Below are 17,258 nucleotides of genomic sequence, written 5' to 3'. Positions count from 1 at the left end.
CTATCTGCCTCGCGTAGCGAATCGTGACAAGCGCCCGAACGCGGAAGATTTTCTAGTTGCGGCTGCCGCCCTGTCCTGCCGCGACATCGTCGAGTTCCTGCAGGATCGCGCGGTGCGCGGCGCTGTCGTCGATCGAGCGCTTGGGAATGTCACCATCGGCGAGCATTGCGTTGAGCGCAGCCCGAGCGCGGCCCACCCGGCTCTTGATCGTCCCGACCGCGCAGCCGCAAATCGTCGCCGCTTCCTCGTAGGAGAAGCCGCCGGCGCCAACCAGCAACAAGGCCTCGCGGCGTTCGGGTGGCAGCGTCAGCAGCGCGCGGTGCATGTCCGACAGGTGGATCGGTTCTTCCTGCCCCGCGGGAGCGGTCAGCACGCGTTCGGCGACAGTCTCGTCATATTCGCCGCGGAAGCGGTTGCGCCGCATGTCGGTGAGATAGGCGTTGCGCAGGATCACGAAGGTCCAGGCGCGCATGCTGGTGCCGGGCTGGAACCGCTCCTGCGCGGCCCAGGCCTTGAGCAGCGTTTCCTGAACCAGGTCGTCCGCCATGTCCGCGCGGCCGCACAGGCCGCGTGCGAAAGCACGCAGGTGGGGGACCACCTCGGTCAGCTCGCGCTTGAAATCGGCTTTTTCGGAAGCCGTCCGCTCTTCACCGGCCATCAGTCTTTGGCGCCCAGCTGATCGAGCAGGTCCTGAAAACTGTCGGGCAGCGGTTCCTCGACGACGGAATCGTACAATTGCTTCAGGCCATTGGCCCAATCCGGATCCTTTGCCTTGTCGCTGGCACCGGATGGGGCGGGCGGCCCGCCGGCGGGCGCCCGCTGCGGGTTCTTCGGCGTTTCTGAGCTCATGATAAGAAAACTGGTACCCTCTGAATAGGTTCGCGCAAGCGACATCTATGCGCCAGCGCCTCGATCCCGGAATGTGCTTCGCACAACGCGCCAATCGTCCGCGGGTTCCCGCAGATCGGAAGTTGGAACATTTCCGCCCGCGCGGCATAGTATGCCTTACTATCGGGTCGGGCAAATCGTCAGGGGCAGGAAGCTGGTCAGCGAAGAACTCCAACGCAAAGGGCGCCGCAGGCGTTGGCTGATCGACTATCCGCGCGGAATTCCGGTGCTGATCTTCGTGCTCGTCACCGCCATCACCGTGCTGAGCGTCTTCGCGATCGAACGCGGCGAGAAGGAACGCGATGCCGCGGATGTCGCGCGCAAGGCGCAGGCGATGACCTCGGCCATCGAACGTCGCGCCTACACCAGTTCGGCTTACCTGCGCGCGGGGGCGGCGCTGCTGTCGACGCAGGATGAGGTCACGCCCGAACTTTTCCGCCGGTTCGTTTCCGAACTGCGGCTCGACGCGAACTATCGCGGGGCCGAAGGGATCGGCTGGGCACCCGTTATCAATGCCGGCGACGTGGCCGGTTTCGAAACGCGGCTAGGCATGAGCCGGGTGGAGGAAAAGCGTGTCACTCCCACGCTGACCGAACAGCCGCGCGACATGCTGACCCCGATCCTCTACCTCCAGCCCGATACGGTGCGCAATCGTCGGGCGCTGGGCTACGACATGTATGCCGAGCCGGTGCGCCGCGCGGCCATGGATCTCGCAGCTGCCAATGACCGTCCCACCGCCAGCGGTCCGATCGTGTTGCGACAGGAAGGCGCGGGCGATGCGGCTGGATTCCTCGTCTACATGCCCGTTTATGAAGGCCTCAGCAGCACGCGCGGACTCAAGGGGTTCATCTACAGCCCGTTCAACGCGGGGCAGTTTCTCGACTCGGCAAGCGAACTGGTCAGCTACGAAGCGGTCGGCGCGCGGCTGCTCGACGGTGAGTCCCTGGGAGGGCCGGCGCTCGCGCAAAGCGATAGCTGGATCGACGGCCGTGCCACCGTCACCCGCGAGGTCAGTCTCGCCAACCGGATGATGTTGCTCGAAGTTCAGTCCGCACGCGAGGAGGGGCTGTCCTCGATGTCGATGATCACGCTGCTGTTCGGACTCGCGGTGGCCAGCCTGCTGATGCTCGTCTCGCGATTGCTGACGCAGCAGACGCTGGAGGATCGCCGCGCGATCAGCTGGTTCGAGGAGCAGAACTCGATCCGCAATTCACTGACCCGCGAGCTCAATCACCGGGTCAAGAACACGCTCGCCAACGTGCTCTCGATCGTTTCGCTCACGCGGCGCCGGTCGGACGATCTCGATGAATTCGCCGAAGGGCTCGACGGGCGCATCCGTGCGCTTTCGGCCACGCATGATCTGCTCACCCAGTCGGAGTGGGGCACCACGCCGATCCGCTCGGTGGTCGAGGTCGAACTGGCACCTTATGCCCGTGACGAAGACCATTCGCTGGAACTGGTCGGCCCGCATACCGAACTGGCGCCCAACGATGCGCTGTCGCTGGGGCTCGCGATCCATGAGCTTGCCACCAATGCGGCGAAATTCGGCGCGCTCAGCGTCGCGGGCGGCAGCGTCACTGTCTGTTGGACACAAGTCAACGATACGCTGGCCAAGATCGAATGGGTCGAAAGCGGCGGGCCCCTGGTCTCCAAGCCGCAGCGTCGCGGCTTCGGCACCGATCTCATCGAGAAGATCGTCGCGCACGAATTGCGCCATCCGGTCGATCTGGAGTTCCAGCCCGAGGGCGTACGCTGCACTTTGCTGGTCCCGGTGCGCAAACCCAGCGAATTCGAGCTGCGACGCCGCGGTCCGGGTGGCACCAGCGCGTGATCTGATCACGGTCGGACCAGAAGATCCCGCACGCGGTTGGCCGACCGATCACGCGCTTGGAACAGCGCCCATTGCTGGTCGCCTTCCATGCCCGGGCAAATGGTCCCGTCCCCTGTAACGACACGACGGGTAAGCAACCGGCGGCCCCTGCCACAGGGGTTCCCAAGCCCCGCTATCCTGCAGCGCCCCGCCTTGGCCGGAGGCAAAGAAAAACCCGGGCGGTGAGGCCCGGGTCTTTCATTGTCTGCGCTGGAGACTGGCCTCAGCCGAGCGGTCGGCTCGATCCGAAGAACAAGGCTTGGCTGATCGCCGCGCGCACGGTCTGTTCCTGGAACGGCTTGGTGACCAGATAGGTCGGTTCGGGCCGGTCCCCGGTCAGCAGGCGCTCGGGATAGGCGGTAATGAAGATCACCGGGACGCTGCTGATGGCCAGGATGTCATCCACTGCGTCGAGACCCGAAGACCCGTCGGCAAGCTGGATATCTGCCAGCACGAGGCCGGGGGTCTTTTCAGCGACCACTTCCTGTGCCTGCGTGCGCGTGGCCGCAGTGCCGCAAACTTCGTGGCCAAGCGAGGTCACGAGATCCTCGAGCTGCATCGAGATCAGCGGCTCGTCCTCGATGATGAGCACGCTGGTTGCCGATTCACGGTCGATCTCCGCGACCGCTTCCTGTGCCAGCCGCTCGATATCATCGGCCGACATGTCCATGATCTCTGCCGCCTGCTCGGAAGAGAAATCTTCCAGCGTGGTCAGCAAGAGCGCCTGCCGGTTGAGCGGCGTGACCGATTTCAGTCGGTCCTGCGCGGCGCTTTCATGGCCGTCGGCACCGACGGCTTCCGGCACATCCATGTATGCGCTCGACCAGACCTTGTTAAAGGCGCGGTAGAGCGGGACGCGCCCGCCTTCGAGCGATTCCTTGAGTTCGCTGTCGGCCAGTGCGGCTTCGAGCGTGGCACGTACAAATGCATCTCCCGTGGCCTGCGAACCAGTCAGCGCACGCGCATAGCGGCGGAGATAGGGCAGGTTACGAGCAATCTGATCACCTAGTGACATTTAGACCCCTTCCTTAAGGTGCGCGCTTCTAACGGACCGCATCAGGTTAGGTTCCTGCCTGCGCTGCCGCAACCCGCGGTTTGACAGCGATAGACTTTCCAGCGCATCGCTTCAAACAGGAGAGACGCCGCGCGGGAGGACGCCGCCTTGCACGAGATTGCCGACCCGATCGCATGTATCGATTGCCCACTGCAGGATTGCCCGGGGCTGCGGCCGCTCGAGGAACACCAACTCGTCTTCATGCAAGGGTTCAAGGAGGGCGAAGTCGCGCTCGCGCGCGGAGATCTGTTGATTTCAGAGGGGCAGTCGCACCAGCAACTCTATACCCTGCTCGGAGGGGTGCTGATCCGTTGGCGCTCGCTCGACGACGGGCGGCGCCAGATCGTCAATTTCATGTTCCCCGGCGACCTGGTCGGCCTGCAGAGCGCCTTCGACGAACCCACGGCGCACGCGGTGGAGGCACTGGTCGATGCGCGGCTCTGCCGGTTTCCGCGCGGTCGCTTCACCGAACTCATCGCCAGCCACCCGGGGCTGGGCTACGATATCACCTGGCTGGCAGCGCAGGAGGAAACCGCGCTGGAGGGGCACATCGTTTCGCTCGGCCAGCGCAGTGCGCGCGAACGGGTGGCCTATCTCGCGGTCTGGTTGATCGACCGCGCGCGTGCGACCTGTCTTGCCGATGACGGCAATCGTGTGGGCTTGCCGATTACGCAGGTCCAGATCGCCGACATGCTGGGCCTGTCGCTGGTGCACACCAATCGCACGTTGCGACAGTTGCTCCGCGAGGGGTTGGTCGAATGGAGATCGCGCGAGATTCGCATTCCCGATCTCGATCATACCGCCGAATTTGCGCAGTACGACCGTGGTGCCGCGCGTGCGAGACCCTTCATCTAATTGGAAACAGGGCGTTTCCACGCCGAGGTGAAAAAATTTTGTGAGGCGAGGGAACCCCCTTTCTGGTGGCGCGTATCCTCTATGTCACCGCCGAGACCCCCCCTCCCGTCCAAGCGGCTGGTGATACGATCCCGAAAGGCCTTCACTGCTCTGCAGTGGAGGCCTTTTTTCTTGATCTGTTGTCAGAGGTGGCGCGACGCCGTGCAGCGTGCTGCAAACTAGCCGGTCGAAACGGAATCGGGAAAGGTTATCGCAGTGCCCCGCGCAGGCGCGAAATAATCCCGCGGCGCCTTGGCTGACGCAGCAGATCGACCAGCACTGCCGCGTCGTAGGGTTTCTCCAGCGTGCAACCGAGCGCGGCGACGTTTTCCGGGATGTCCTGCGGTGCGCCGGTCGAGAAGATGATGCGCGGACTGTCGGGTCCCAGCGTGCGGACCAGTTCGGCAATCGCCCAGCCGTCGTCGCGATCGGCCAGATGCACGTCGAGCACGATCACGTCGGGGCGTTCCTCGCGCAACCGACGCAGCGCCTCCTCGGTCGAGGCCGACAGCACCACCTGGGCCACACCCGCATCGAGCAACGCCTGTTCGATCGTGAGACCGAGCACGGCATCGTCTTCCACCACCAGCACATGGGCGGGAAGGCGTTCGCTGGCGGACGTATCGGTTTGCTGCGTCATCGGGCCTCGTATGGCGTGCGGCCGATTGCCGCGCATGCGGTTTCAACGGAAGGCGCTACCGCACAGTTCCCGTTGCCATCCGCTTGTTCGCCCAGCGTTGCCGCATGGTGACACCGTGACGCGGTCAGTCGGCCAGTCGGCGTTCGTAGATGGCATATTCGCGGTTGATTTCGCTGCCGATTGCATCGGCAATCGCCTTCATTCCCTGATTGTCGTCGAGGATCCAGCCGATCTCTGCGCGCCGCGTGCCATAGCGGACGGTGGCGACATCGCGGATCTGCCCGATCATCATGAAGGCGAGCTGGCTCGCGAGCCGCGAATTGTGCAGTTCGCGGCGCACGCCCATCAGCGGCACACGCATCGCCGCATTGCGCGGGCGGCGCAGCCAGCGCAGCAGGTGGAACCAGCCGAAGGGGAACAGTCTGCCCTTTATCTTGCGAAGCACCGCATTGACGTCGGGGAAGGTCAGCATGAAGGCGACCGGCTTGCCGTCGAGTTCGGCGATCAGATTGATGTCGGCATGGATGATCGGTTTCAGTTTCTTGCCTGCATTCGCAATCTCGGCAGAAGTGAAGGGCACGAAGCCCCAATTGTCCGACCACGCATCGTTGAGGATCTCGAGGATGATGGCGACCTCCTCGTCCCAGCGTGCGGTGTCGACCGGACGTACAGTGATGCGATCGTTACGCTGGCCCGATTGGACGATCCGGCGGATCAGCGGCGGGAATTCGCCAGTCACGTCGAGGTCGTAGGTAAGCAGGGTCTTGGCGCGCGCATAACCCGCACTTTCGATCCAGTGCTGGTAGTGTTCCGGGTGATGCCCCATCATGATCATCGGGTCGTGATCCTGGCCCTTCACCAGCAGGCCGGGCTCTTCCCAGATCGACATCGAGATGGGGCCGAGCGCACGGTTCATGCCCTGTTCGCGCAGCCAGTCTTCGGCGGCGTGCAGCAGCGCGTGCGCGACGGCTTGGTCTTCGGCATCGAAATAGCCGAACATGCCCGCGCCGGGGCCGAAACCCTGTTCGCGCGGGAGGTCGAGCGCGAGCCGGTCGATATGTGCCGAGATGCGCCCCACTGGCGTGCCGTTGCGCCGCGCGATGAACAGCTGGTGGTCGGCATGGCCGAAGAACGGGTTGCGCGCCGGGTCGACCAGCTCGAGCTGCTCCGAGCGCAATTGCGGGACCCAGTGCGGCTCACGCTTGGCGAAAGAGCGGCCGAGATCGACGAATTCCGCGCGGCCCTGCTTGCCTTCGACCCGATCGATCACCACTTCCACACTACCCATTCGCGCATACCTTCGTTCAGCTTGGATTAGCCCTGTGTGCGCTAGCTGATCTTTGTCAAGGAAACGCACGGACGCGATCACTATGATCGACACCCGGCGCTGTATTGCGTGTGTGTTTTCGGCTAAAGACCCCCCAGGACAATCGACCATGAACGTGCAACAAACCCAGATTTCGGCTGCCGATATCGTTTCGCGTCGCGACGCGGGATCGGGGTGGCATGCCCAGATTCCCGACGACAAGGCCATGCTGCGCGCCGCGCGCGACCTGACCAAGGACATCGCTGCGCATCGCGCCGACATCTACTGGACCGACATGGTCGGTTCGGCGCTGGTGGGATATGGCGCGCTGGCGGGTGCGATTTTGGTCGACAGCCTCCCGCTGGCAATCGTTCTGGGCGTGGTCTCGGTGCTCGCGCTGTATCGCGCCTTGCTGTTCATCCACGAAATCTCGCATTTCCGTAACGGAGCGCTGCCGGGCTTCCGGACCGCTTGGAACGCGCTGGTCGGCGTGCCCATGCTGACGCCGTCCTTCATGTATGAAGGCGTGCACACGCTGCATCACAAGCGCACGCAATATGGCACGATCGCGGATCCCGAATACCTTCCGCTGGCGCTGATGAAGCCGTGGAGCCTGCCCGCATTCGTGCTTATCGCGCTGCTCGCGCCGGTCGCGCTGCTGCTGCGTTTCGCAGTGCTCGTTCCGCTGGGAGCGATCATCCCGCCGATCCGCCGGCTGACGTGGCAGCGGCTCAGCGCGCTTGCGATCAATCCCGATTTTCGCCGCAAGAACCCCGAAGGCGACCTGCGTCGCCGGGTGATGCTGCAGGAAGCGGGCGGCATGGTGTGGAGCTGGGCGCTGATCGGCAGCGTCTTCGCCTTTGGCTGGAAACCCCTGCTGGTCGCGCTGGCCGTGGCCTCGGTTGTCGCGCTGCTCAACCAGCTGCGCACGCTGGTCGCCCATCTCTGGGAGAATGAGGGCGAGGCCATGACCGTGACCGCGCAGTTCCTCGACAGCGTCAACGTGCCGCCGCCCGGCCGCATTGCCGAACTGTGGGCCCCGGTCGGGCTGCGCTATCATGCGCTGCACCACCTGATGCCCTCGATGCCCTATCACTCGCTGGCCGAAGCACACCGCAGGCTGGTGACCGAACTCGCGGACGATTCGAGCTATCACGGGGCAAACCACGCCGGGATGGGTGTGCTGGTGGGGCGGATCGCCCGCAACACGATGCGCCCGCGCAGCTAGGAGCTCCGCTTCCTACAGAAAGCGGATCATGGCGATCCGCCGCTCGGGCGGAAGTCCCGCTGCGGCTTCCTCCGCCAGCTCTTTCGCCAACCGTGGATGGGCTTTCAGGTCCTCCACTTCGGTAAATCCGATACGGCCGTAGAAGGGGCCGTTCCAGGCCACATCGCGGAAGGTGGTAAGCGTCACCGCGCGGAAACCCGAATTCGCTGCATCGACCAGGCATGCCCGCAGCAACACCGCGCCGACGCCCTGACCCTGCGCATCGGGATGCACATCCATTTCCCAGATATGCAGTTCGCGGCCGAATGGCTGGCTGGCCAGGAAGCCGACGATGGTCTCGCCGATCTCGGCCACCAGGCAATGCCCTTTGGCGATCAGTTTGCGATGTCCGTCCTCGGTCCGGACGTCGTTGAAGTCCACCTGGTCGGCGGCAGGATCATCCGCAAAGAGCGTGGCCGCGGCGCGTTCGATCGCAGGCAGGTACGCGGCATCCCCGGCACGCGCGAGGCGGATCGAATAATCGCTCATTCCTCGGTGCGGATCAGCACCGTTTCACCGATCAGCAGGAACAGGAAGAAAGGCGCCCACGCGGCGAGGAACGGCGGATACCCGCCGAAGCTGCCCATCGCGAGCGCGGCGTTGTCGACCACGAAATAGGCAAAGCCCAGCGCCATGCCGATCACTGCACGCACGAACAGCTGGCCCGAGCGCGCCAGCCCGAAGGCCGCGACCGCGCCAAGCAACGGCATCAGGAAGGCCGACAGCGGGCCCGATATCTTGTGCCACCACTTGGCGCGCAATTCGTCGGTCTGGCGCCCTGCGCGCTCGAACTCGGCGATCGAGGTCGTCAGTGTCCAGAAGGGTTCGGCATCGGGATCGATCTTGGCGAGGTCGATCTGGTCCGGGGTGAGGCCTTCGCCGACCACAAGCGTGGCGGGCCTGTCGGTTACCGCGTTCTGCACGCTGAACCGGGTGATCCCCTCGAGTCGCCAGCCGGGGCCGGCATAACGCGCGCGGTCGGCGTCGACCTGCTCGATGATCATGCCTTCGGAATTGCGGCGATACCAGCTGACATTGCGCATGGCGATCGCCTCGCCGCGCCCGGCGAGATAGGCGGCGGTGAGGATATTGCCGTCGTCGTTGAGATAAATGTTGGTGCGCACGCGCTCTTCGTCGGGAATCGCGCCATAATCCACCGCTTCCCACGCCTTGAGCGTCTCCGTCGCGCGGGTCACCACCCGTTCGTTGAAAGCGAAGGTGGCCAGCGAGACAAGCCCGGCAGTGAGCAGCAGCGGGGCGAGCACCTGATGCGCGGACAGCCCGGCCGCCTTCATCGCGATTACCTCGCTGTTCTGGTTGAGCGTCACCAGCGTGATGAGCGTGGCGAGCAGCACCGAGTAGGGCAGGAAACGCGATATCAACTGCGGTATCCGCAATCCCGCATAGGTCAGCAATTCGCCCTGTCCGTTACCGGCCACGGCGAGGATTTCGCCGCTGCTCGACAGCAGGTCGAGCATCATCAGCACGAGCACCAGCACGAACAGCATCGCGGCGATCCGCGCGACGAACAGCTTCGCAAGATAGAGCGTCAGCGTGCGCGAGGGGAAGAAATCAAGCTGCATGGGGTCCCGCTATTCGGCTGCCGCGAGGTCGATCTTGAGCCGGCGCCGGCGACGGAACAGCCCGCCCACGCGCTTGGCCAGCTTGTCGAACCAGATTTCGAGCGCGCCGATAGCCTGTCCGCCGGGAACATGCGCGACGCGCCAGTACATCCATATGATCAGCGCAGCAAAGATCGCGAACGGCCCCCACAGGGCGAGAATTGGATCGACGCGGCCAAGCGCGGCGATATCTTCGCCATATTGGTTCACCTTGTGATAGGCGACCACCATCACGATCGAGATGAACACGCCCAGCGCGCTGCTCGATCGCTTGGGCGGGACCCCCAGCGCCACCGCCAGCAGCGGCAGCAGTGCCATCATCACCACTTCGACCAGCCGGAAATTGAAGCTGGCCTGGCTGGCGTCGCGTGCCTCTTCGGGCAGTTCGTCGCTCCAGCCGATGCGCAGGAGTTCGGGCAGGATGTATTCGCGTTCGGCATCGCCACGCGCACGGAATTCCTCCACCGCGGGCAGGTCGATCGGCAGATCGTGCCGCGTGAAAGTCAGGACACGCGGGGTCTGGCTGCCCGTATCCTGCACGATGGTGCCGTTGGTCAGCCGCAGGATGATCGTGTCGGGATTGTCGGTGGTGGCGAGGAAGGCGCCTTCCTTGGCCGAGATCGAAAGGACCTGGTCCTGATCGTTGGCGACGCGCGCAAAGATACCCTTGAGCCGTCTCCCGTCATCTTCGCTTTCCTCGATCCGCAGCGCCATGCGATCGGCCAGCGTGGTGAATTCGCCGACCTTGATCGATGCGCCCAACGCGCCCGAGCGCAGCTCGTATTCCATCTGCTCGTAATAATACCGGCTGATCGGCTGGATGAAGAATACCAGCGCGACATTGACCGCCATCAGCACTGCGGTGATCGCGAAGGGCACGCGCAGCAGCCGGCCATAGCCAAGCCCGACCGCGCGAAACACGTCGAGTTCACTGGTGGTGGCGAGCTTTCGGAAAGCGAGCAGGATGCCGAGCAGCAGGCCGAGCGGGATCGCCAGGCTGGCATATTCGGGCACCAGCGCGACCAGCATCTTGAACACGACACCCACCGGGCCGCCTTCGACCGCGACGAAATCGAACAGGCGCAGCATCTTGTCGAGCACCAGCAGCGAGGCAGCAATGGCGAACACCGCGGCCATCGGCACCGTCACGAGCCGGAAGATATAGCGATCGATGCTGGGCAGGAATTTGAGCAAGGGGCCGCCGGTCAATTGTCTCCGCCGCTGCCCCTAGCGCGGTTTTGCGCGCAGGTCATGCCCCTTGTCCGGAGCGTGCGGCGGTCAGGCCTTTTCGAGCGTGCATTGCAGCGGGTGCTGGTTCTGCCGGGCGAATTCCATCACCTGGTTGACCTTGGTTTCGGCCACTTCATAGGGGAATATTCCGCATATGCCGACGCCCTTCTGGTGAACATGCAGCATCACGCGGGTCGCCTCTTCCATGTCCATGCGGAAGAAGCGCTTGAGGACGATCACCACGAACTCCATCGGCGTGTAATCGTCGTTCAGCAGCAACACCTTGTACTGGCTGGGTTTCTTGGGTTTCGCGCGGGTCTTGGTGGCGATGCCGACCTGGCCGTCGCCTTCGCGGGAATCGTCGTCCTCGCCGGCAGCGCGGATCGGGGGGAATGTCGGAATCTCGGCCATTGCAGGACCCATTATCGTATCGCTTCGCCAATTCGCAAGGCACGAGCGGCAGGCGTCGCTGTTTGCGGGGTGGGCAACAGGGTGCCGCAACGGGCGACTGCCCGGAAACGAAAAGGACCGGATGGTGCGTAACCATCCGGTCCACGGTGTCCAATTCGCCGGGCGAGAGAGAGGAGAGAGAGTGCCCGACGGAATTGAAGCGATGTTCGATCAGGCGGCCTTGCCGACCTTTTCTGCGGCCAGGCTCATGCGGTTCGAAACCGGCGCGAAAGCGTCGTTGACGAGCTTGAGCATGGCTTCGGTGTTCTTCGAAGTCGCCGAGACCATGGCGTCGAAATTGCGACGTGCGATATCGCCCTGAAGCTGGAACAGCTCGGTCGGCGACTTGATTTCGGCAACCTTCTTGACGTCGCCCTGCACGGTTTCGGCGGCCGACTTGGCTTCGTCCGCATAGGTGCGGCCGAGGTCCTGCATGCCCGAGACGAGGATCTTGCCCGATTCGACCAGGGCTTCGAGATTGCCCTTCTGGAACTCGACGGCTTCCTTGGTCATCTCGGTACCCTTGTCGTAGGCGGCCTTGGCGCGGGTCTGCATGTCGGCAGCCATTTCCTTGGCCTTGGTGGTGTAATCGATGGTGGTGGCGGTTTCAGCGGTAGCCATGATGGTTTCCTTAAGCTGGGAGATCGGGGGGGTCTGGATAGCGGGCTTCGCGGCGGGATTCTTGGCCGCCGGCTTGGCCTTTTTCGCGGGAAGCGGCTTGCTGGCCGATGCGGCTTTCTTGGCAACGGCTTGCTTGGCAACGGCTTGCTTGGTCGCGGGCTTCTTCCGGGCCTTGCCGGCGGCGGCGGCAGGCTTGGTTTTCGCCGACTTGCGCTTGACTGCCTTGGCAATTGCCGCGGTTTCTACCGGCGCAGCGGGTTCGGCGGCGACGGCCTTCTCGACCTTCTGCGCGCTGATCGAGCCGGCAGCCTTCTTCTCGGCCGCGGCAGCAAAAGCCTTCTCGGCTTCGGCGTCGATCTTGCTTTGGCTGTCAGCCATGGGAAACCTCGCTTTGTTGCACTGCACAAAATAGGCGCTGCAGTCGCGAAGTCAAGCGAATTTTGTGCGCTGCACAATAGCGGCGAAGTGGTCGCCGTAGGCCCGGTCAGCGCGTCGCGACGTAGCGTCCGGGCGCATCCTCGATCACGCTATCGCCGCGCCCGCCCGGTGCGCGCTTGCCCTTCGCGGCAATCGTTTCGGGGGCCTGATTGCGCAGCCACTCGATCCAGTCGGGCCACCAACTGCCCGGATGTTCCTCCGCACCCTCGCGGAACTCGGCAAGGCTGCGTGCTTCACCGTCATTGGTCCAGTACTGGTATTTGCCCGATCCGGGCGGATTGACCACACCCGCAATATGGCCCGATCCCGCGAGCACGAACTTGACCGGACCGGAAAACTGCTCGGTGATCCGCCACGCGCTTTCGGCCGGGGCGATATGGTCTTCCTTGCCTGCCTGGATATAGCAGGGCGTTTCGACCAGCCCGAGGTCGACCGGTGTATCATCGACCTGCAGCGCGTCGGCCTCGACCAGTCGGTTGTCGCGATAGAGGTCGCGCAGATATTGCTCGTGCCATTTGGCCGGCAGATTGGTGACGTCGCCGTTCCAGTGCAGCAGGTCGAAGGCGGGGTAGTCTTCGCCCAGCAGGTAATTGTTGACCACGTAGTTCCAGATCAGGTCGGTGCCGCGCAGCATGTTGAAGGTCGCGGCCATGTAGCGCCCATCGAGATAGCCGTCGGGACTGAGCGCCTTGATCGCGGCGAGTTGCTGGTCGTCGACGAAGTTGAGCAGATCGCCTGCCTTCTCGAAGTCGACCTGCGCGGTGAAGAAGGTCGCGCTCTTCACCTTGTCCTGCTCGCCCCGGCGATGCAGCACCGCGAGCGTCGCCGCCAGCGTGGTACCCGCCACGCAATAGCCGATCGCATGGACCTGCGGCACTTTCAGCCGCGCGCGGATATGGTCGATCGCGTCGATCTGGGCCCGCACGTAATCGTCCCAGACCACGTCCTTCATGTCGGCGTCGGCCGATTTCCAGCTGACCATGAACACGGTCACGCCCTGTTCGACCGCCCAGCGCACGAAGCTTTTCTTCGCGTTGAGGTCGAGGATGTAGAAACGGTTGATCCACGGCGGGAAGATCACCAGCGGGGTGGCCAGCACCGTCTCGGTTGTCGGCGTGTACTGGATCAGCTGGTAGAGCGGCGTTTCGTGGACGACCTTGCCGGGCGTGGTCGCGATGTTCTCGCCCAGCGTAAATGCGCTGGGGTCGGTGTGCGACAATTGCCCGCGGCGCAAATCGGCCAGCAGGTGTTCCATCCCCTTGATCAGGTTCTCGCCGCGCGTCTCGAGCGTGCGCTCCATCACCACCGGGTTGAGCAGCGGGTAGTTCGCCGGGCTTGCCGCATCGGTCAGCGTGCGGGTGGTGAAGCGCAATTGCTCGCGCCGCTCGTCCGACAGGCCTTCCGCGCTTTCGACCATGGCGGCAACCCGCTCGGCGAGGAACAGGTAGGTCTGATGGATCAGCGCATAGGCGGGATGCGCGCGCCACCGCGGATCGGCGAAGCGGCGGTCGCTGCGCGGCAGTTCGGGTTCGGGCGAAGCCTGCGCGGCGGTATCGGGGCCGAGCCCGTACTGGCCCAGCACCTGCTGCCACAGAGCGATGCCTTCCTGCATCAGCGCCTGCTGTTGTGCCGGATCGGCGAGCGGCATCTGCCGGTACCAGTCCTGCGCCAATTCCATCCACCGCGCGGGATCGAAGAAGGGCGCAAGCGCCTGCGGATCGGCAAGCTGCTCGGTCTGGTATTCGAGCCACATCGATTGCAGCTTCATCCCGACATCGGCCCAGTGACGCATGTCCTCCGCCGAAACCGGCGTGCCCGCGGTCGCTTCCGCCATCGGCGCGAACAGCGCGCGCGCCAGCTTGGCCGGGGCTTCGAACATGTTGGTGAAGGGGTCGGGGCCGTCGTCGGTCATCATCGCTGCTCCGTGGTGCCAAGCGCGTGTTGGACAGGCAATAGGATATTCCGCACCGCCATGCACCCGTCGCGATTGCACCTACAGGGTGAATAGGTAATCAGTGTGACTCGACCAATGCCGAAAGAGACAGGATGTCCGACGAATTCTACCGCATCAAACGCATGCCCCCCTATGTCATCGCCGAAGTCAACGCGATGCGGCATGCCGCGCGGCAGGCGGGGCGCGACATCATCGATCTGGGCATGGGCAATCCCGACCAGCCCCCGCCGCAGCATGTGATCGACAAATTGTGCGAGGTCGCGGCCAAGCCGACCGCGCATGGCTATTCGCAGTCGAAAGGCATCCCGGGCCTGCGCAAGGCGCAGGCTAATTACTACGGCCGCCGCTTCAACGTCGATCTCGATCCCGAGCGCGAAGTGGTGGTGACGATGGGCTCGAAGGAAGGCCTCTCGTCGATGGCGACCGCGATCAGCGCGCCGGGCGACGTCATCCTTGCGCCCAGTCCCGCCTATCCGATCCACACATACGGCTTCATCATTGCGGGTGCGACGATCCGCTCGGTGCCGACCACGCCCGACGAACGCTACTGGAAGGCGCTCGACAATGCGATGGCCTACACTGTCCCGCGTCCGACGGTGCTGGTGGTCAATTACCCGAGCAATCCCACTGCGGAAACGGTCGATCTCGCCTTCTACGAGCGGCTCGTGGCCTGGGCGCGCGAGAACAGGGTCTGGATCCTTTCCGACCTCGCCTATTCCGAACTCTATTACGACGGCAAGCCGACCCGCTCGATCCTCGAAGTGCCCGGCGCGAAGGACGTCGCGGTCGAGTTCACCTCAATGTCGAAGACCTTCTCGATGGCGGGCTGGCGCATCGGCTTCTGCGTCGGCAACCCCGAACTGGTCGCCGCGCTGACGCGCGTGAAATCCTATCTCGACTACGGTGCCTTCACCCCGATCCAAGCGGCCGCCTGCGCCGCGCTGAACGGTCCGCAAGACGTGGTCGAGGAGAACCGGCTGCGTTACCAAAGCCGCCGCGACGTGATGGTCGAAAGCTTCACCCGCGCGGGATGGCCGATCCCCAACCCGCCCGCCAGCATGTTCACCTGGGCCGAATTGCCCCCCGGCTTCGAGGACATGGGCAGCCTCGAATTCTCCAAGCAATTGCTCGAACACGCCGGCGTCGCGGTCGCGGCAGGGGTCGGTTTCGGCGAGGAGGGCGAGGGCTTCGTCCGCATTGCCATGGTCGAGAACGAGCAGCGCATCCGGCAGGCGGCGCGCAATGTGAAGCGATTCCTCGCCGAACACGCGCGCGGCTGACGCAGGAGATATATCCGTTTCGGCAGCATCTGTGCTGTCGGGTGGTTCCCAAACGAATCCATCGACTTACCCTCACACGCCTCAACCAGGGGGCGGGGGGCGATTCATGCACGGGCCGGTGTTCCAGTGGCTTTCGACCAGTCCCCACATTCCCATCCGGTGGGACTTGCGGCTGGCCGACTGGTCGATGCAGCACGTGGTCGATGAACGCGCTACGGCCGGCATGCTTCCGGTGGTGCTCGACTGGCGCCGGAACAGTCGCCTTCCGCGCTGGCAGGGGGTGTCAACGCCCGCCCGCGTTGTCGCCGTGGGGGTGGACGATCCCCGCGAGCGCACCTTTCTGCTGGCGCGCGGATTGGGCGATGCCATTGGCAGCCGGGTCACCCATGTCGAACTTGAAGCGCGGCTCACGCGAATCGGCAACCGTGCGCGCGCCTTGCCGCGCGAACTGCACGCGGGCCCCGTCACACTCGACCTGTTCCAACGCGACGGGCGCGCCGGCGGACGATGGCTTGGCCTGCATCCGCGGGAATTCGCGCTGCTATGGCGGCTGGCCGAAACGCCCGGTGCCAGCGTCACGCGCGCGCAATTGCTGCGCGACGTCTGGCGGCTGGAACGCGCGCCAGAAACCAATTCGCTGGCGGTGCACGTCTCGCGCCTGCGGGCCAAGCTGCACGCCGCGCGCTGCGGCTGGCTGGTGCGCACCGATGCGCAGGGCAGCTACTGCCTCGCGATCCCGGCGCAGCGCCAGGGGCACGATGCGCCGCCTACAACTGGACTTGTCGGGCATGATGCGTACCAAGGACGCAAGAGTGCTTTTCCGGGAGAGACATCGCCATGAATTTCAACGATCGCGTTTCCATCGAACTGGGCGACAACGGCGTGGCGCAGGTGCGCTTCACGCGCGGCGACAAGATGAACGCGCTCGACCCGGACCAGTTCGAAGCGGTCCTCGCCGCGGGCGAAGCCCTGCGCGACATGCAGGGACTGCGCGTCGCCGTATTGTCGGGCGAGGGGCGTGCCTTCTGCGCGGGGCTGGACACCGCCAGCTTCGGCGGCGACCCGACCGGTTCGGGCACGCTCGCCGAACGCAGCCACGGCAATGCCAACCGCGCGCAGGAAGCCGCGATGACCTGGCGCAAATGCCCGGTACCGGTGATTGCCGCGGTGCACGGCGTGTGCTTCGGCGGCGGGCTGCAGATTGCCAGCGGCGCCGATATCCGCGTGGTTCATCCCGCCACGCGCATGGCGGTGATGGAGATGAAATGGGGGCTTGTTCCCGACATGGGCGGCTATGCGCTGTGGCGCGGGCTGGTGCGTGACGATATTTTGCGTGAACTGACCTACACCAACCGCGAGTTCACGGGCGAGGAAGCGTTGGGCCTCGGCTTCGCCACCATGCTCGAAGACGATCCGCATGCTCGCGCCACCGCGCTCGCCGAAATTATCGCCAACAAGAACCCGCACGCGATCCGCGGCGCCAAGCGCCTGTTCCGCGTCATGCACGAGGAAGGCGAAGACGCGATCCTGATGGCCGAAAGCGAGGAGCAGGACGGCATCATCCGCAAGCCCAACCAGATCGAGGCGGTGATGGCCGAAATGCAGAAACGCGCGCCGGTGTTTACCGATGTGTGACACGGAGGACTGCGCTTACCCATCGAACAGTTCGGCATAGGTCCACCACCACGAACAATCGGTCACGCACCAGTTCGACCACTACGGGATAGATTAGCTCGGTGCGGAC

The 17,258-nt window shown here is 64.3% G+C and carries 17 protein-coding genes; 6 read left to right on the top strand and 11 right to left on the bottom strand.

All coding sequences use genetic code 11. The features are described 5' to 3' along the window. Positions 1-52: 52 nt before the first annotated feature. Both FHS69_RS11220 and FHS69_RS11215 read right to left on the bottom strand, forming a co-directional pair. Positions 53-658 carry a sigma-70 family RNA polymerase sigma factor gene (locus FHS69_RS11220; RefSeq protein WP_067671574.1) on the bottom strand — a complete coding sequence of 202 codons (606 nt, stop codon included), beginning with the start codon at positions 656-658 and terminating at the stop codon, positions 53-55. Then, on the bottom strand, positions 658-849 hold the full coding sequence (locus tag FHS69_RS11215; protein WP_067575471.1) for a NepR family anti-sigma factor: 192 nt from the start codon (positions 847-849) through the stop codon (positions 658-660). The genes FHS69_RS11220 and FHS69_RS11215 overlap by 1 nt, the downstream gene beginning before the upstream one ends. A gap of 151 nt (positions 850-1,000) precedes the next feature. Between FHS69_RS11215 and FHS69_RS11210 the strand changes: the two genes are divergently transcribed. Further along, the gene (locus tag FHS69_RS11210; protein WP_166777773.1) at positions 1,001-2,719 is read left to right on the top strand and encodes a CHASE domain-containing protein; all 1,719 of its coding nucleotides are present in this window, start codon (positions 1,001-1,003) and stop codon (positions 2,717-2,719) included. 262 nt (positions 2,720-2,981) lie between these two features. Here the strand turns inward: FHS69_RS11210 and FHS69_RS11205 are convergent, their stop codons facing one another. After that, entirely contained in the window at positions 2,982-3,773 is a 792-nt protein-coding gene (locus FHS69_RS11205; protein WP_067468786.1) for a response regulator, read from the bottom strand. A gap of 147 nt (positions 3,774-3,920) precedes the next feature. Here FHS69_RS11205 and FHS69_RS11200 point away from each other — a divergent pair, with 147 nt between their 5' ends. Beyond that, positions 3,921-4,667 (top strand): Crp/Fnr family transcriptional regulator, encoded by a 747-nt coding sequence (locus FHS69_RS11200; RefSeq protein ID WP_166777772.1) that lies wholly within the window; start codon positions 3,921-3,923, stop codon positions 4,665-4,667. Between the two features lie 247 nt (positions 4,668-4,914). Here FHS69_RS11200 and FHS69_RS11195 read toward each other — a convergent pair whose 3' ends face one another. Together FHS69_RS11195 and FHS69_RS11190 are read right to left on the bottom strand one after the other, a co-directional pair. Further along, positions 4,915-5,346, bottom strand: coding sequence for a response regulator (locus FHS69_RS11195; RefSeq protein ID WP_166777771.1), 432 nt, complete (start codon positions 5,344-5,346; stop codon positions 4,915-4,917). 124 nt (positions 5,347-5,470) lie between these two features. Continuing rightward, positions 5,471-6,634, bottom strand: coding sequence for an N-acetyltransferase (locus FHS69_RS11190; RefSeq protein WP_166777770.1), 1,164 nt, complete (start codon positions 6,632-6,634; stop codon positions 5,471-5,473). Positions 6,635-6,782: 148 nt separating this feature from the next. Here FHS69_RS11190 and FHS69_RS11185 point away from each other — a divergent pair, with 148 nt between their 5' ends. Then, complete coding sequence (locus tag FHS69_RS11185) at positions 6,783-7,880, top strand: fatty acid desaturase family protein (RefSeq protein WP_166777769.1); 1,098 nt, start codon at positions 6,783-6,785, stop codon at positions 7,878-7,880. 12 nt (positions 7,881-7,892) lie between these two features. Here the strand turns inward: FHS69_RS11185 and FHS69_RS11180 are convergent, their stop codons facing one another. The 6 genes from FHS69_RS11180 to FHS69_RS11155 all read right to left on the bottom strand — a co-directional run bounded on the left by FHS69_RS11180 (position 7,893) and on the right by FHS69_RS11155 (position 14,192). Then, complete coding sequence (locus FHS69_RS11180; protein WP_166777768.1) at positions 7,893-8,408, bottom strand: GNAT family N-acetyltransferase; 516 nt, start codon at positions 8,406-8,408, stop codon at positions 7,893-7,895. Continuing rightward, entirely contained in the window at positions 8,405-9,502 is a 1,098-nt protein-coding gene (gene lptG / locus FHS69_RS11175; protein WP_166777767.1) for an LPS export ABC transporter permease LptG, read from the bottom strand. Before lptG ends, FHS69_RS11180 begins: the two co-directional genes overlap by 4 nt. A 9-nt stretch (positions 9,503-9,511) precedes the next feature. After that, positions 9,512-10,735 carry an LptF/LptG family permease gene (locus tag FHS69_RS11170; protein WP_082834520.1) on the bottom strand — a complete coding sequence of 408 codons (1,224 nt, stop codon included), beginning with the start codon at positions 10,733-10,735 and terminating at the stop codon, positions 9,512-9,514. Positions 10,736-10,819: 84 nt separating this feature from the next. Beyond that, positions 10,820-11,182 carry an ATP-dependent Clp protease adapter ClpS gene (gene clpS / locus FHS69_RS11165; protein ID WP_067468805.1) on the bottom strand — a complete coding sequence of 121 codons (363 nt, stop codon included), beginning with the start codon at positions 11,180-11,182 and terminating at the stop codon, positions 10,820-10,822. Between the two features lie 210 nt (positions 11,183-11,392). Then, positions 11,393-12,220: a phasin family protein gene (locus tag FHS69_RS11160; protein WP_166777766.1), complete on the bottom strand. Its 828-nt coding sequence runs from the start codon at positions 12,218-12,220 to the stop codon at positions 11,393-11,395. 106 nt (positions 12,221-12,326) lie between these two features. After that, positions 12,327-14,192 (bottom strand): PHA/PHB synthase family protein, encoded by a 1,866-nt coding sequence (locus FHS69_RS11155; protein ID WP_166777935.1) that lies wholly within the window; start codon positions 14,190-14,192, stop codon positions 12,327-12,329. A 134-nt stretch (positions 14,193-14,326) separates the two neighbouring features. Between FHS69_RS11155 and FHS69_RS11150 the strand changes: the two genes are divergently transcribed. From FHS69_RS11150 to FHS69_RS11140, 3 genes are all read left to right on the top strand, one after another. Beyond that, positions 14,327-15,514, top strand: a complete 1,188-nt coding sequence (locus FHS69_RS11150; RefSeq protein ID WP_094062558.1) for an LL-diaminopimelate aminotransferase — start codon at positions 14,327-14,329, stop codon at positions 15,512-15,514. A gap of 106 nt (positions 15,515-15,620) precedes the next feature. After that, the gene (locus FHS69_RS13875) at positions 15,621-16,355 is read left to right on the top strand and encodes a winged helix-turn-helix domain-containing protein (protein ID WP_243844646.1); all 735 of its coding nucleotides are present in this window, start codon (positions 15,621-15,623) and stop codon (positions 16,353-16,355) included. Beyond that, a complete protein-coding gene (locus tag FHS69_RS11140; protein WP_166777765.1) occupies positions 16,352-17,149 on the top strand; it encodes a crotonase/enoyl-CoA hydratase family protein in 798 nt (265 codons plus the stop codon). Before FHS69_RS13875 ends, FHS69_RS11140 begins: the two co-directional genes overlap by 4 nt. Positions 17,150-17,258: the final 109 nt, after the last annotated feature.

It is taken from the genome of Qipengyuania flava (genome assembly GCF_011762005.1).
Taxonomy (GTDB): Bacteria; Pseudomonadota; Alphaproteobacteria; order Sphingomonadales; family Sphingomonadaceae; genus Qipengyuania; species Qipengyuania flava.
Note: the sequence above shows the minus strand (reverse complement) of the source record. Positions and strands in the feature narration are given on the sequence as shown.